Genomic DNA, 15,760 nt, shown 5'->3' with positions numbered 1-15,760 from the left:
GGTTTCTTATGAATCGTGTTTTTTACTTAATTTCAGTTACAAAGTTCTCCAAAGGAGTCCTAACTTTTTTCAAGTTTACCAACCAATCGCCAGCTTCGTCCCTGTAGCCAAGAGGTAGGATAGTTGTACTGCGTAAACCTTGAGCGTTTAAACCTAATAACTCATCAAGTTTTGCAGATTCAAAACCTTCCATTGGAGTAGCATCCACTTTTAATAGTGCAGCTTCTGCCAGGGCTACACCGAAACCGATGTAAGCTTGTTTAGCAGCATGGTGGAAATTCTCTTCAGTTGTTCTGTTTGTATATAGTCCGATTAGCGTGTTTACATAATCAGCTGTCGCAGAATCCGGTACACCTCTTTCATTGTTGGTGTAAGTAAATACGGATCTAATGCGTTCTTCAGTATAATTATCCCATGCAGCAAAGATCAATACATGTGATGCATCGGTAATTTGCTGTTGGCCATAAGCTACAGCTTTAATTTTTTCTTTTAGTTCAGGGTTGGTTACCACAATGATTCTAAATGGCTGTAAACCAGATGATGTAGGCGCAAGACGTGCTGCGGCAAGAATCTGATCAACTTTGTCTTGAGAAACTTTCTCGCCATTCATTTTCTTTGTGGCATAACGCCAGTTTAATGCTTCTATTAAGCTCATATTCTAATAGTTAAATCAATTTTTCAATCAAAATGCTGTCTATTTTTAGGAAATAATAACAGTGTTAGCAAATGTACGCATGTTATTCTTTCCCTGAATAATCTTCATGCGGTTTTGACTTTTAAATGAAAAATGTTCTTTTTATTATGCATGCATAGTTATATATTAGCTAAAACTTATACTTATTAAAGCTTGTTATAAGTTAAAACATTAAATTTTTGATAAAAAGAACTAATCAATCATCCACCTAAATTAAGTACCAATGAACAAGATTTTACTAAGTTTTTTCCTGGCTATTCCTGTATTCGGATTCTCGCAATCATTTCAGGTTAATCTCCAGGGACAAAAACAAACCGCAATGGGCGGCGCTGGTGTCGGACTCGCCCTAGATGAGGCTGCGGTATTTTTTAACCCCGGGGCAGTTTCCTTTCTCAAAAATAATGGAGTACAAGCTGGGATAAATGGCATTTGGCTAAAAACGGCCTTTAATCAAGCAGGTTCTTCAATTACAGAATATAATAAAAATAAAGTGCCTACTCCAGCGGCGGCTTATGCCATTTTTGGTTCTCCAGAAAGTCGTTTGAGATTTGGGATTGGCGTTTATACTCCCTTTGGTGGGGCAATGCACTGGAAAGAGGATTGGTCAGGAAAGTTTACTGTAACCGCTCTTGATTTGCAAGCAATTTATATCCAGCCAACTTTGAGTTTAAAGATCACAGATGAAATTGGTATTGGCGGAGGTTTGGTATATGCTTTAGGGAAGGTAGATCTTCAAATGTCAGTTCCATATACCAGTAATGGGCAGCAGGCTACTGTGAAGCTCAAAGGTGATGCAAAAGATTTTGGTTGGAATGCTGGTATCTTTATTAAAACAATTTCAGGAGTGTCGGTTGGTCTTACTCACCGTTCTCAGGTGTCAGCAACAGTAAAGAATGGAGATGCGATCTTCACTAACGTACCTTCTTCTGTACAGCCATTGTTACCAGCTTCATTTAACGCAACTTTGCCGCTACCTGCTACCAGTACTGTTGGTTTTGGTTTTTATCCCTCAGAAAAAACTACCATTGCACTTGATGTGAACTGGATATGGTGGCATACTTATAAAGAGCTTGCTTTTTATTATAACAACGGTAATTCTACAATATCAGCACGTAATTATCATGATGCGGCAACTTTTAGAGCAGGTATTCAGCATGTAGCTTCTTCGTTCTTAACACTTAGGGCAGGTGCAGCATATGCATTATCTCCAGTAGGGGAAGGCTATGTTACACCAGAAGTGCCTGATGCAAATCGTATTCTGCTAAGCGCAGGTATTGGTTTAAAACCATCAGAAAGGTTTGGTATTGATTTTTCTTTCTTGTACGAGAACTTAAAGTCAAGAACCGAAACCAATATCGAATCAGGGCTTAGTGGCACATTTAAAACCGTGGCCTATATCCCAGGTGTGGCATTATCTTATAAATTCTAATCTTCAAATAGTAACATCATGAACTCTACATATTTTTATAAAAGTGCATTGGCATTAGCCATTCTTGGATTGGCGGCCTGCAAACCGACCATAGATGTTCCTGCCCCAAGTAAGGGAACGGCAGATTTTACACGTTACATTGCCTTAGGGAATTCACTTACTGCGGGCTTTGCTGACGGCGGCTTATCCCTGGAAGGACAACAAAATTCTTTCCCAGGGATGATCGCTGAGCAGATGAAGGCAGTTGGCGGTGGTAGTTTTAGTACACCTTTCTTTCCTGCGGATAAAGCAAATGGAACGGGGTATCTTAAATTAACTGCATTGACTAATGGTGTGCCTACTATTGTCCCGGAAACATCTAACACGGCCGTTCGGGGATCACAGGGGGGCGTAACGCTGTATACTAAGTACACAGGAGAGATTAACAATTTTGGTGTCCCTAATATTAAATTGGCTCATGCGAGAATAGCTGGATACGCGAATGCGAATGGACTTTATGAGCGTTTACTGCCAGGTGAGTATGGAACTAACCCAACAACGTATTTGGATTTTGCAACAGCTAAACCCTGGACGTTTTTTAGCAATTGGTTAGGTAACAACGATATCTTAGCCTATGCTACTGCCGGTGCCGCAGGTGCACCGCCGACCGATAAGGGGGTGTTCGCGACAGAGTACAATGCCGTAATCGCTAAATTGACTTCAACGGGGGCAAAGGGTGTAGTAGGGACTATTCCTGGGGTAACTTCAACAGCATTTTTTAATACAGTTACTTTAAAAACAATTCTTGCGGCAGTTAATGCTACTCCTGCGGGTGCCAGTGTAAAAGACATTTATATTCAGCCAGGTGTGGGACAAGCTAGAGCTGCTACGGTTGGTGATCTGTTTACATTGCCATTAGGTTCTGCTAATTTAATAGGTGTGCCAACTGGAGGTATACCTTATGGTTTAGATCCACGCAATCCTGTAGCGAGTCAGTATGTATTGGATAAAGCGGAAGTTCTTATTGTAAATGATTATATCAACTCCTACAACAACACGATTAAGAGCATAGCTAATGCAAAAGGTATCGCCATTATGGATGGTTACACTTTGTTAAATGAATATGCTGCGGGTAAGCATATAAACGGTATTCCGGTTAGTGGAGCATTTATCCAGGGTAATCTTTTCTCATTGGATGGAATACACTTAACTCCACTGGGCTATGCAATAACCGCAAATGCTTTTATTTCGGCGATCAATGCTAAGTATGGTTCAAGCATCCCTGTCGTAGATATTAGTAAGTACAGAGGGGTTAAATTCCCTTAATTGATTCTGCTTGGTGTAGTTTATTCTACACCAAGTAACTTATCGATTTCCATTGCAAGGCTTCGGTCTTTCTCTGTAACCACATTTCCGGCATCATGTGTAGATAACCAGATCTCTACCTTATTCCATTCATTGGTCCATTTAGGATGATGATTGTGTTTCTCTGCTAAAAAAGCTACACGAATCATAAAGCTGAAAGCTTCTTCGAAATCTTTAAAAATGACAACTTTATAGAGCTTTTTATCCTTTTCTTCCCATTGTTTTTGCAAGATTTTTTCCATAATCGTATACTAGGCAGACTGCGGGATTGCAATCCGATAAGGAAACAAAGTTGTGATATATAAGTTTTATTTTAATGCTTCAACTTCGCTTTAAATAATTTCTCTAGCTTTTCCATCTTTGGTAAAATTACCAGGCGACAATAAGGCTCGCTCCCATTTTTGTTGAAATAATCCTGATGATAATTTTCTGCTACATAAAATGGCGCAGCTTTCCTGATTTCGGTAACTATAGGCTTAGCAAAAACCTTGGTGTCATTTAACTCTTTTTTATAGCTTTCAGCAATTTTTCGTTGTTCATCATTATGATAAAATATAACAGAACGGTATTGCGGGCCTATATCTGCACCTTGACGGTTTAGCGTGGTTGGGTCGTGGCTTTTCCAAAAAACCTCAAGTAGCTCATCATATTTTATTTTGAGCGGATCATAAGTAACCTCTATCGCTTCAGCATGGCCGGTGGTTCCTGTGCAAACTTCTTCGTAAGATGGATTGGCGATGTTGCCCCCCTCATATCCTGATCGAACACTAATCACGCCACTAAGTCTTTGGGATAAAGCTTCCGAACACCAGAAACATCCCATTCCAAAAGTTGCCTTCTGTAGGTTTTTAGACTGTGCATTTGTACCTATTGCTGATAAGAGAACAATAATCATAATTGATAAATTCTTCATGGCTGTTTAAATAAAAGGAGAATCATCTCTTTCATAAAGTTACGTATCGGGCAGGCTTTTAGTTTTTATCATTAGATTATACTGCACTAAATTACAATCAGCTGATAATTGATGAATTTAGGGGCTGTGGTGTTGGTAACTTAAGCTTTTTATTTGCAGCTCTTTATAAACGAAGGATTTGTAGATTTAATGTTTATTAACAATAGTTTCTTAAATTCGTGGTTATTAGCTATATAAATTAAAGATTATGTCTACACCTTATATTCCCTGTTTAGATCTGGGTTCATACATCGACGGAAATGAATCACAGCGTAAAAAATTCTCTGACGAATTAGGCAGAGCATTCAATGATTCGGGTTTTGTAACGATTACCAATCATGGGGTGAGTCAGGAATTGATCGATAAGCTGTATCAAAATATACAAGCTGTATTTGGTCTTTCGCCCGAGCAGAAAAAGAAATACGAAAAGGTTGAGCTTGCAGGACAACGTGGCTATACTAGTCCAGGTAAAGAAACTGCAAAGGGTGCAAAGACTGCTGATTTGAAAGAATTTTGGCAAATTGGGCAAGAGGTAATGGATAAAGATCCAATAAAAGAGCAGTATCCTGATAATGAATATTTGGAAGAAATTCCTGAATTTAATGCCGTAACTAGAGAGATTTATCAACGTTTGGAAGCTAATGGTAAACATTTACTTCGGGCCATTGCCACTTATTTAAACTTGCCAATTGATTATTTTGATAAAGAGGTTCACAATGGGAACTCTATATTAAGGGGTATTCACTACTTTCCAATTGAACATCCAGAAACTTTGCCTGATGATGCAGTTCGTGCAGGTGCCCATGAAGATATTAACTTAATAACGTTGTTGATTGGTGCTAGTGCGGATGGTTTAGAAGTATTAACTAGAAGCAACGAGTGGTTGCCAATTAAGGCGCATCATACTGATATTGTGGTGAACGTAGGCGATATGTTGCAACGTTTAACCAATAATAAGCTACGTTCAACTACACATAGGGTTGTAAATCCGCCATTGGCATTGATGAAGACTTCAAGGTTTTCTGTGCCTTTCTTTTTACATCCAAGAAGCAATATGGATTTAACAAGTTTGCCATCTTGTGTGGATGCGGAACATCCTAAAGTATACTCAGACATGACGGCAGGAGAATATCTTGATGAACGATTAAGGGAAATCGGTCTTAAGAAATAACATTTAAAAAATCCGTGTCCACAAAAAGGGCACGGATTTTTTGCTTACCAGCAAGAGTTCAGATTTTCTATAGGTTGATGTAGGGCCGCCCGTCCATAGGGCTATGGGGTATACGGCCTGCAGCCTTGCTTTAGAGGGTAAGTTTTTTTATCAGGTGGGTAAAGATTATAAGCAAGTTAGTAAGTGCGAGGCCTCTACGAATTTTAAAAGATAGTTGAGGTCTTCCGATGTTTTAATTTTGTTTTCGGGTATAGCTGTTTGACTCAAACTGATCTCCGTCCACTCATCCAATTGTATTTTCCATTCATGCATTTTTTTATGGTCAAAAAAACTGCTTATAACTAAGAGGGGCTGGTTCAGTTCTTGATTATTTAAAGCCACGAACTGTTTTCTCTTACTATTGGAGATGTCTTTTTTTTCATCTGCGGCTTTCAGTTCGCCAGTTTGCGTCATTAGCCAGGTACAATCGATGAGCTGCTTTATGCATTCTGTGAAAAAGAGGATATTGCCAGGGCTGTCTGTTTTGCCCCAAAAGTCTTTATTGTAAAAACTATGCTCCCAGATTTTTATACTCTCGTATATCTGCTCAAATCTGAGGTCTTGGAGGTATATGTTTCTTACGTGATAGGCTGGGTTTACGATCTCTTCTTTGCTTAGTGTTGTGGTATGATCCAGGTTTTTGGCAAATTTAACAGCCTTGCCAGTTCTTGGCTTCTGTTTGGAACAGTTGCTATAAATACTAGATCCATGTGCTATTAAACCTTCAATCTTCAAAAAATCGTCAACTACATTATACTCTGGTAAAGCGAAATATCCATCCTTATTGCTGTTCATATAAGACGCGTTTAATGCCAGTTGCAAGTAGTTGTAGATATTTTTCTTAATAGCAGATAGCGATCTGGATTTGTAAAAAGACTTTAAGGTGTTTCTTGGAGCTTGCTTATTGTTCCTTCGCCTGCAGGTAAATAGGATGTTGAAATTATTCATCAACCCCGGTGTTTTTATAGACCCTTGATTGTTTTGGACTGGAGTACAAAGTTGAGGGTGATAAGTATAGATTAACCATAGTGCATCTATCAGCCTAATTAAATCGATATAGATTCGGTTAAGCTGAGCAGCGCCCTTTTTTCTCCAGTGTTGATCCCTGTAGATGCTCGAGAAAAGATCCCACAGGTTTTCTTTGAAGCTTTTTAACTCTCTTTGGGTGTAGATCGTTTCAAGGACGGATAATGGATTTTTAATTTCCTGTTTTGTTAACGAGCTAATACGGTTTCCATAACAACAAAATGCGGTGTATTTCATAATATCTGGTTTTGGTTAGTGTTTTACTGCTAGTAAGTTTTGTATCTTGCAGCAACTGATAAAACAAACTTCTCATCTTTTGATTAGATAAAAAAGTCAAATGACTATTAATAATGATATTATTTTGAAAAAAGCTGATCCTCAATCAATTAAAATTGGTCTGCGCTTAAAAAAATTCCGTTTAGTCCAAGGGCAGAACTCAAAAGAGTTCTATGGTGCGGTTAACCCAAATGTCAGTAATTATGTGGCCATTGAAAATGGTCACAGGTCGATAGGCATAAGACTAATAAAGGAGATCACGGGTTATTATCCTATTAATCCAGAATGGTTGCAGACAGGGGAGGGAGAAATGCAGCTTACAGCTCCGGTCACTGAAATGGGGCTTAATGAGTCGGATGAGAAGGGCGTACCCTTTTTTAATGTAAATCTCTCCGAAATCTCCTTTGGAGAATATGGGGTACTAGGCGAGGCTCCCGAATACTACGTTAATTTCAGGCCATTCAATGACTGTGATGCCTATTTGCCGATCTATGGAGATAGTATGTATCCGAAATATGCAAGCGGTGAAATTATTGCGATTCGTGAGATTACAAACTTCAATGTTCTTCAATGGGGAGAGGCGTATTTGGTGGTCACTGATGAGCGTTCTAATCATATGACTACGGTAAAGTTGATCTTTGAGCATCCGGATGCAACGAAGATTATCCTTCGGTCCTCAAATCCTAATTTTAAGGGGGATACTGTGGTTCTTAGAGATTCTATTCAAAAGATGTTTTTGATAAAAGGTAAAGTTACCCGCAATCAATTGTAAAATAAAATGCCCTTCCATGAGCAGTCGGCTTGTAGAAGGGCATTTTGATTATTTCTGATCAATGGCCTTATTGATCACATCTTGTATGCGTCCTCTGATCTTTAGTGTACCTAATTTATCCGTTACAGAAGGATAGACGCGGTTAGACAAGAATATGTATACCAATCCCCTTGCAGGGTCTACCCAAACACAGGTTCCAGTATAGCCCGTATGTCCATAAGTTTGTGGAGATGCAGTTTCTGAAGGATATTTTTTTGTCAAGTCAGGATCCCATCTGTCAAAGCCTAAGCCTCTTCTGCTCACATTAGATTGCTTGGCTGTAAACATATCTACAATCTGTGGTGTAAAGTATTGTTCGCCCCCATAGCTGCCCTTATTCAATAGCATTTGGTAAATGATGGCTACATCGTTGGCACTGGCAAATAAGCCGGCATGTCCAGATACGCCGCCAGCAAGCGCGGCACCCTGATCATGTACATAACCTTGCAATAATGTTTTTCTGAAATAGGTATCTTGTTCTGTAGGTACAATCTGTTCTCTTGGAAATCTGTTTCTAGGTAAAAAGCCGGCAGTTTGCATACCAAGCGGTTTGTAGAAATTGTCTTGTACATATTGATCCAATGGAGTTCCGGTAATGCGCTCTGCAATTTCCTTCATTATATACATGCTGATGTCACTGTATACATAAGTTCCCCTCGTTTTTATCGGCGAGTTTAGCATTTTTGGCCACATCACATCTTTAAAGTAATTCTTTCTGATGTAATAGTTATCAGCTACTTTGGTCGGATATGCAGCACTCGAATCACGACTATAGTCGCCCGTTTGTATAGCGTTATGGAAAGGGATATAAGGAATAAAACCTGCCTGGTGAAGCATGACTTCGCGCACCTTAATGTTATTCATCGGTGACATTCTGGCCTTAGGGATGTAAGCGCCAATATTGGTGTCGAGGTTTAATTTTTTCTGCTCAACCAATCGCATGATGGTAGGCGTAGTGGCTGTAGTTTTGGTTAAAGAGGCCAAATCAAAAATGTCAGTTAGCTTGTCTGGTGCTTCATTGCTATAGGTGTGGTTTCCGTAAGCTTTATTAAAAATGACCTTTCCGTCTTTAGCAACTAGTACCACAATGCCTGGAGTGGCTCGGGCCTCGATGGCTTCTCTGGCTATAGCATCAATTTCTTTAAGATTATTGGTGTTCACGCCTGCGTCCTCAGGCACTGTGTATTTCAATCGCGTACTATTGGTGGTAAAACCAGCACCTAAGGTGTATTTTGGTGATAGTGTTGCCGCTAATTTCTTAGATAAGCCAATGCCTCCAAATATAGCTTGTGGAATTACTGAAGCAGAAATTGGCGTATTTTGGTCGGTCCAGATGATTGGACTATTTAAGGAATTGAAAAATTGAAGCCCTCCAGCATCACCAAAAAGAGCTAAAATAACCTGCTTGCTTTTAGAAATGCTTAAAATAAAATTGATATTTCTTGCATTTTGTGCCTCAGTAGAGGGGAGCGTGATAATGACTGTGTTAAAATATTTGAGATCGTCTTCCAGGTTATCCAGGGTCGTGTCGCTTAAGTATTGTGCCGAAGAGAAGTTGGTTGTTTTAGCGTATTTATTCAATAAACTATCGAAAACAGTTTGGAAGCTAAATCCTAATGAAACACTTGCAATGGTTCTCTTGTCGAGTTTCAATAAGGGGACAACCGCCTCTTGATTATTTAAAAGGACGGTGTTATTTTTAATGGCATTCGATATTTGAAGCTGTTGTTCGTTTTGTTTACTGTCCTGTGCGCAGGCATTGAATGAGCACAAAATAAGCAGGCCGATGATCAATTTATTCATAAGGTTAAAGATAACAAAAGGATATAAAGGACGGTAAATAAGTGTATGGTAATTTTTTAACCATACTACGACAAAATATTCTGGAATGAAACAAAGGATGAGGCTTATTTTGCCTAAATTAGCAGCTTTACCGAAGAAATATAGATGTCAGATATTATACAGCTTTTACCCGATAGTGTAGCCAATCAAATTGCCGCAGGCGAGGTGGTACAACGGCCAGCATCGGCAGTAAAGGAGCTATTGGAGAACGCGATAGATGCGGGGGCGAATAAAATACAATTGATTGTTAAAGATGCTGGGAAGGCATTGATACAAGTGATCGACAATGGGTCTGGGATGAGCGTAACCGATGCAAGGATGTGCTTTGAACGTCATGCTACTTCTAAAGTACGCAAGGCGGAAGATTTGTTTGCTATCCGGACTATGGGTTTTAGAGGAGAGGCAATGGCTTCGATAGCTGCGATTGCGCAGGTGGAGATGAAAACTCGCAAACATGATGAAGAGCTGGGGACGCTTATTGAGATAGAAGGTTCTGTTTTTATTAAGCAGGAGCCAGTTGCTACTTCAGAAGGTACCAGCATCAGCATCAAAAATTTATTTTACAATACACCTGCAAGACGTAATTTCCTAAAAAGTAATCCAGCCGAAATGCGTCATATCCTTGATGAGTTTCAACGGGTATCTCTTGCAAATCCTGCCATAGCTTTTACACTTCACCATGATGGGGTAGAGATTTACCGCTTACCATCGTCTGTTTTAAAACAGCGCATTGTTCATTTGTTTGGAAACAATTACAACGAGCGTTTGATCCCTGTTGAAGAGGAAACTAGTATCATCAACATAAAAGGATACATTGGAAAGCCACAATTTGCCAAGAAGACAAGAGGAGAACAGTTCTTTTTTGTAAATAACCGTTTTATAAAAGACGCTTATTTGAATCATGCATTGAGCAGGGCATATGAAGAATTGCTGGCGGATGATCATTTTCCGATGTATGTGCTGTTTATAGATATTGATCCCGCTAATATTGATGTCAATGTGCATCCTACAAAAACGGAGATCAAATATATAGATGAGAAATCTATTTATGCCATATTGCATTCAGCAGTAAAAAGATCCTTGGGTCGATTTAACATCAGTCCAACCATAGATTTTGATCAGGAAACAGGTTTTAGTGGGATGATCACCCATAAATCACCTGAAGAAATTGTACCACCAAGTATTAGCTTTAATCCTGATTTTAATCCCTTTTCTGGTGATAAACCGGCAACTTCAAGAGAATCTGCATATGCCAGTTTCCCAAAAAGTTATGGTGGAGGTGGTGGCAGTATGTCGCCAAGCACAAAAAACTGGGGATCACTGTACGAGATTGCCAATCATGCCCCGGAAGAGCAAGCTGCATTAGATTTACCTACAGAGGAGGCCGAGCATCAGTTTAGTCTCGTGCAAAAGCAATTGATGCAATTGCATAACCGTTATATCATATCCCAAATTAAATCGGGGCTAATGCTGATTGATCAGCAGGCTGCACACGAAAGAATTTTGTATGAACGTTTTACCGTACATCTAGAGGATAGAAAGGGCGCTTCGCAGCAAAGTTTATTTCCGCAAACGGTAACTTTAAGTCCTAATGACTACGAACTGGCAAAAAGTTTATTGGAGGATATTAAAAGTTTGGGATTTGAGGTCAGAGAGTTTGGTAAAAATACTTTAGTGATCGAAGGTATTCCTGTTGATCTTGGAGGTGGGAATATTAATGAAACCCAGCTTTTTGAACATTTAATTGAAGGATTTAAAAACTCACAGCAAGAGCTGAAATTAGATAAAAGAGATGCCTTGGCCAGAAGTATGGCAAGAAACAGTGCCATAAAGAATGGTACAGTTTTGGGACAGGAAGAGATGAATACATTGATTGAGCAGCTTTTTGCTTGTAAAAGTCCTAACTTTAGTATTAGTGGGAAGCCTGTTATCCAGACCATTGGTTTGGCCGAATTAGATAAGAAATTTGATAAATAGATAGATGAATAATATCCACATACCCCCTGTAGTAAAGAATTTGCTGATCATCAATGTGCTGTTTTTTGTTGCAAAATTTGTGCTTCAGAGAGCTAACATAGATTTAGATACCTTGTTAGGTGCTTTTTATTTTGATTCACAATTTTTTAATGTATGGCAGGTGGTTACTTATATGTTCATGCATGGTGATTTCTGGCACATCGCATTTAATATGTTCGGATTATTCATGTTTGGTGGCGTGTTAGAAGCACGATGGGGGGCAAAAAGGTTTATTAATTTTTACCTGATTACAGGTTTGGGAGCTGTAGCCCTGCAAATGGGGGTGCAGGCTTATGAGGTTTATCATATTACCGGATCAGCGGTGAACAATCCGGTTGTCATTGATATTGCTGCAAATTATGTTAAACTGCCTCCGGGCTTGTCGCAGCTAGATCAGGCCACCTTATTTGGTATTTATGCGTCCCCTATGGTTGGTGCTTCAGGCGCTATATTTGGATTGCTGGTTGCTTTCGGTATGCTGTATCCAAATACAGAGTTGTACATCATGTTTATCCCAGTTCCAGTGAAGGCGAAATACTTTATTCCATGTTACATTCTTTTTGAATTGTTTATGGGGGTTGCAAATAGACCTGGGGACTCGGTAGCCCATTATGCTCACCTAGGTGGTGCATTAATTGGCTTCATCCTTGTGAAGATTTGGAAAGACAAAAATAACGATAGATTTTATACCTACTATGAATAGCAATAACGTTTTAAAAGATTTAAAGTATAAAATATTTCAATCGGGCAATCCTGTATTCTTTTATATAGGCGTTAATGTCCTTATTTTTGTTGTTTTAGCGCTCCTAAATATTCCTTTCTTTTTGTCAGGTAAAGGCGGGATTGCTTACGATAGCCTGGTCCGCGAATATGTTGGCTTCCCGGCCGCACTAGAAAAGCTGCCGTTCAGGTTTTATACGATCCTCACTTACCAGTTTTTTCATGATGGACTACTCCATATCCTCTTTAATATGCTATGGCTATTTTGGCTGGGGAGCATCTTTCTTGATTTTTTAAAACCGCGTCAGTTTCATTTTGTATACCTTGGCGGAGGCGTTTTTGGTGCATTGTTGTACCTGTTGGCTTATAATGTATTCCCTGTTTTTGCTTTGTCTTTATCTGGCGCCACAATTATTGGCGCATCGGCTTCAGTAATGGCAATTATTGTGGCTATAGCCACTTTGTTACCAGACTATAGCATGAGGCTGTTGTTGTTGGGGGATGTAAAATTGAAGTATCTGGCCGTAGCGTATGTTGTGCTGGATTTAATAGATATCGCCTCTAGCAATGCTGGTGGTAGCTTTGCGCATATTGGTGGAGCTATATTTGGCTTTGCCTATATTAAGTTGTTAAAAAGTGGAACAGATTGGAGTACCTGGTTTAAACGTAAACCTAAATTAAGAGTAGTTAAAAATGAATCTGGAAAGCAGGGGACGCAAAAACAAAATGATGGTGTAGATCAGGAAGAGATAGATAGAATATTAGATAAAATTTCTAAAACCGGTTACGATAAACTAAACAGACAAGAAAAAGAAACCTTATTTAAGGCGAGTAAAAATCAATGAGAAACGCTAAACCTACCTTTCTAGATCAATTGGTTCGCCTGGCTGCTGCTGGGCTTGCGTTTGGTTTGGTGTTTGGTTTCCTTGCTGGTAGGTTTGATCCACGTAGTTTCCAGCTTCTCGCTTTTTTTGGTCTGGCCTATCCCTTTTTTCTGGTGCTAAACGTATTGATGATTATTTGGTGGTGCCTGCGTAAAAGATGGCTTTTCGCTTTCGCTACACTGGGTTTGATTCTGGTTGGCTGGACTGCCTTAACTGCTACGTTTGGATTTAGTGGTGAAGCCGGAAAAGGACCTAAATCTGATGCCGGACTGATACGGATGATGACCTATAATGTACATAGTTTTAAACCTTATGGTCAGGAAAATGTAGAGCCAGTAAAGCAGAAGATGCTGAATTTGATTGAAAATGAAAATCCAGATATCATTTGTTTTCAAGAGTATTTTACTCGAAGAAAAGGAACTTTTGACATCACGGATAGTTTAAAAAGGATATTGAATAAGCCACATTATTATTTTGTGCCTTCTTCTAAAAACGATTACGAAGCTACCGGATTGGCTATTTTTTCTAAATACCCTATTGTTGATAAAGGGACTATCGTTTTTGGTGAAAACTACGGTGGCAATGCCAGCATATATATTGATGTAATGATTAAAAAACAAAAGATCAGGGTCTATAATGTGCATTTACAGTCCATCTCTTTTGATAAACAGGATTACGACTATATTGACCGGGTTAAAGATATGAATCCTAAGCTTTACCCCTCAAAAAGAATTTTGGTGATGTTAAGAAATGCCTTTTTGTTGCGTAGTGAACAGGTAGACGTCATGAAGGCACACATGAAGACCTGTGAAACTCCCTTTTTGATTGCTGGTGATTTTAATGATACCCCTGCGTCTTATGCAGTAACGCAATTGACAAAATCATTAAAGAATACATTTAAAGAACAAGGAACTGGGTTTGGGAAAACTTACAATGGCAAGTTTCCTAATTTTCAGATCGATTATATAGCGACTACTAAAAGCATAGATGTGTTGAATTATCACATCGCTGAGGCTGAATTGTCAGACCATTTTCCTGTTCGCAGTGACTTAAGATTAAACCCCTAAAATTTTTACCTTTGTATAATGGATACAGGCCTACACCTATATAATACGCTTTCAAGAAAAAAAGAACTTTTTGAACCGTTAAACGCTCCCAATGTTGGTATGTACGTTTGCGGACCTACCGTATACAGTGATGTTCATTTAGGCAATTGCCGTACTTTTATTTCTTTCGATTTAATATTCAGATATTTAAAATATAGTGGTTATAAGGTGCGCTACGTTCGAAACATCACTGATGCCGGCCATCTGGAAGGCGACCGTGATGAAGGGGATGATAAATTTGCAAAAAGGGCAAAGCTGGAACAGCTGGAGCCTATGGAGATTGTCCAAAAATATACCTTAGGCTTCCATGATGTATTGAGAATGTTCAACACCCTTCCTCCAAGCATTGAACCAACCGCTACCGGACACATTACCGAGCAGATTGAAATGATCAAAGAGATCATTGCCAATGGCTACGCTTATGTGGTAAACGGAACGGTTTATTTTAACGTAGAGAAGTATAGTGCCGCTCATAATTATACCATATTAACCAACAGAAATCTGGAAGATATGCTGGCCAATACCCGCGAACTGGGGGGGCAGGATGATAAACATGGTAGACTTGATTTTGCATTATGGATTGAGGCTAAACCTGAAACCATTATGCGCTGGCCTTCTCCATGGGGTATTGGCTTTCCTGGGTGGCATATTGAATGCTCGGCTATGAGCGCTAAATACCTCGGTGATGAGTTTGATATTCACGGCGGGGGGATGGACCTTGCAGCAACGCACCATACCAATGAAATTGCCCAGTCTGAAGCTTGCAGCCAAAAGCAACCGGCAAAATACTGGATGCATACCAATATGCTTACCGTAAATGGAACCCGCATGTCTAAATCAGCTGGTAATGGATTCCTGCCAGGTGAGCTTTTTAACGGTGATCACCCTTTGTTGGATCGTGGATATAGTCCAATGACGGTTAAGTTTTTTATGCTTCAGGCACATTATCGCAGTACCCTGGATTTCTCTAATGAAGCATTAGATGCTTCAGAGAAAGGGTTCAGAAGATTAATGAATGCCGTAAATCTATTAGAAAAGTTAATACCTTCAGCGGATAGTGATTTCGAAATTGAGCCTTTGGTGCTTGCCTGCGTTAAGGCAATGAATGATGATTTCAATAGCCCGGTAGTGATTGCGGAACTGTTTGAAGCCAGCCGGATCATCAATATCGTATTTGATGGAAAAGGTAAAATCTCTGCCCCGGAATTGGATAAGCTGAAAAAGCTGATGAACGATTTTGTATTCGATATTTTCGGACTTAAGGATGAAGAGACCTCCAATGTTGAGCTAAATTCAGTGTTGGATATGCTTATCGACCTCCGCAAAGCAGCTAAAGAGAACAAAGATTATGCAACCTCTGATAAAATACGTGTAGGCCTGCAAAGTATGGGTATACAACTAAAGGACAGTAAGGACGGTACTACCTGGACTAAAGCCTAGGATTGTTTAA

At 39.4% G+C, this 15,760-nt stretch carries 14 protein-coding genes; 9 read left to right on the top strand and 5 right to left on the bottom strand.

All coding sequences use genetic code 11. The annotated features are described in order from the left end of the window. Window positions 1–22: 22 nt before the first annotated feature. Window positions 23–655 (bottom strand): NAD(P)H-dependent oxidoreductase, encoded by a 633-nt coding sequence (locus tag EZ444_RS15625; protein WP_131610085.1) that lies wholly within the window; start codon window positions 653–655, stop codon window positions 23–25. A gap of 262 nt (window positions 656–917) precedes the next feature. Here EZ444_RS15625 and EZ444_RS15620 point away from each other — a divergent pair, with 262 nt between their 5' ends. Both EZ444_RS15620 and EZ444_RS15615 read left to right on the top strand, forming a co-directional pair. Beyond that, the gene (locus tag EZ444_RS15620) at window positions 918–2,123 is read left to right on the top strand and encodes an OmpP1/FadL family transporter (protein ID WP_131610084.1); all 1,206 of its coding nucleotides are present in this window, start codon (window positions 918–920) and stop codon (window positions 2,121–2,123) included. An 18-nt stretch (window positions 2,124–2,141) separates the two neighbouring features. Further along, on the top strand, window positions 2,142–3,428 hold the full coding sequence (locus EZ444_RS15615) for an SGNH/GDSL hydrolase family protein (RefSeq protein ID WP_131610083.1): 1,287 nt from the start codon (window positions 2,142–2,144) through the stop codon (window positions 3,426–3,428). A 20-nt stretch (window positions 3,429–3,448) separates the two neighbouring features. Here the strand turns inward: EZ444_RS15615 and EZ444_RS15610 are convergent, their stop codons facing one another. Together EZ444_RS15610 and msrA are read right to left on the bottom strand one after the other, a co-directional pair. Then, entirely contained in the window at window positions 3,449–3,709 is a 261-nt protein-coding gene (locus EZ444_RS15610) for a 4a-hydroxytetrahydrobiopterin dehydratase (RefSeq protein WP_131610082.1), read from the bottom strand. Window positions 3,710–3,780: 71 nt separating this feature from the next. Beyond that, window positions 3,781–4,380, bottom strand: coding sequence for a peptide-methionine (S)-S-oxide reductase MsrA (gene msrA, locus EZ444_RS15605; protein WP_131610081.1), 600 nt, complete (start codon window positions 4,378–4,380; stop codon window positions 3,781–3,783). 247 nt (window positions 4,381–4,627) lie between these two features. Between msrA and EZ444_RS15600 the strand changes: the two genes are divergently transcribed. Then, window positions 4,628–5,590 (top strand): isopenicillin N synthase family dioxygenase, encoded by a 963-nt coding sequence (locus tag EZ444_RS15600; protein ID WP_131610080.1) that lies wholly within the window; start codon window positions 4,628–4,630, stop codon window positions 5,588–5,590. Window positions 5,591–5,755: 165 nt separating this feature from the next. On the opposite strand, the gene EZ444_RS15595 is transcribed toward EZ444_RS15600, so the two are convergent. Continuing rightward, window positions 5,756–6,892, bottom strand: a complete 1,137-nt coding sequence (locus tag EZ444_RS15595) for a hypothetical protein (RefSeq protein ID WP_131610079.1) — start codon at window positions 6,890–6,892, stop codon at window positions 5,756–5,758. Between the two features lie 100 nt (window positions 6,893–6,992). Between EZ444_RS15595 and EZ444_RS15590 the strand changes: the two genes are divergently transcribed. Then, window positions 6,993–7,703, top strand: coding sequence for an XRE family transcriptional regulator (locus EZ444_RS15590; protein WP_131610078.1), 711 nt, complete (start codon window positions 6,993–6,995; stop codon window positions 7,701–7,703). A 48-nt stretch (window positions 7,704–7,751) separates the two neighbouring features. On the opposite strand, the gene EZ444_RS15585 is transcribed toward EZ444_RS15590, so the two are convergent. Beyond that, window positions 7,752–9,545, bottom strand: coding sequence for a serine hydrolase domain-containing protein (locus tag EZ444_RS15585; RefSeq protein ID WP_131610077.1), 1,794 nt, complete (start codon window positions 9,543–9,545; stop codon window positions 7,752–7,754). A gap of 144 nt (window positions 9,546–9,689) precedes the next feature. On the opposite strand from EZ444_RS15585, the gene mutL reads away from it, so the two are divergent. The 5 genes from mutL to cysS are packed head-to-tail and all read left to right on the top strand — an operon-like array spanning window position 9,690 to window position 15,750. Further along, complete coding sequence (mutL, locus tag EZ444_RS15580; RefSeq protein ID WP_131610076.1) at window positions 9,690–11,561, top strand: DNA mismatch repair endonuclease MutL; 1,872 nt, start codon at window positions 9,690–9,692, stop codon at window positions 11,559–11,561. A 4-nt stretch (window positions 11,562–11,565) separates the two neighbouring features. Then, window positions 11,566–12,303 (top strand): rhomboid family intramembrane serine protease, encoded by a 738-nt coding sequence (locus tag EZ444_RS15575; protein WP_131610075.1) that lies wholly within the window; start codon window positions 11,566–11,568, stop codon window positions 12,301–12,303. Beyond that, complete coding sequence (locus EZ444_RS15570; RefSeq protein ID WP_131610074.1) at window positions 12,296–13,165, top strand: rhomboid family intramembrane serine protease; 870 nt, start codon at window positions 12,296–12,298, stop codon at window positions 13,163–13,165. The genes EZ444_RS15575 and EZ444_RS15570 overlap by 8 nt, the downstream gene beginning before the upstream one ends. After that, the gene (locus EZ444_RS15565) at window positions 13,162–14,271 is read left to right on the top strand and encodes an endonuclease/exonuclease/phosphatase family protein (RefSeq protein ID WP_131610073.1); all 1,110 of its coding nucleotides are present in this window, start codon (window positions 13,162–13,164) and stop codon (window positions 14,269–14,271) included. The genes EZ444_RS15570 and EZ444_RS15565 overlap by 4 nt, the downstream gene beginning before the upstream one ends. Before the next feature lie 18 nt (window positions 14,272–14,289). Beyond that, on the top strand, window positions 14,290–15,750 hold the full coding sequence (cysS, locus tag EZ444_RS15560) for a cysteine--tRNA ligase (protein ID WP_131610072.1): 1,461 nt from the start codon (window positions 14,290–14,292) through the stop codon (window positions 15,748–15,750). Window positions 15,751–15,760: the final 10 nt, after the last annotated feature.

The sequence above is a fragment of the Pedobacter hiemivivus genome, assembly GCF_004331685.1.
Lineage (GTDB): Bacteria > Bacteroidota > Bacteroidia > Sphingobacteriales > Sphingobacteriaceae > Pedobacter > Pedobacter hiemivivus.
This window is presented reverse-complemented; position numbering and strand designations above follow the sequence as displayed.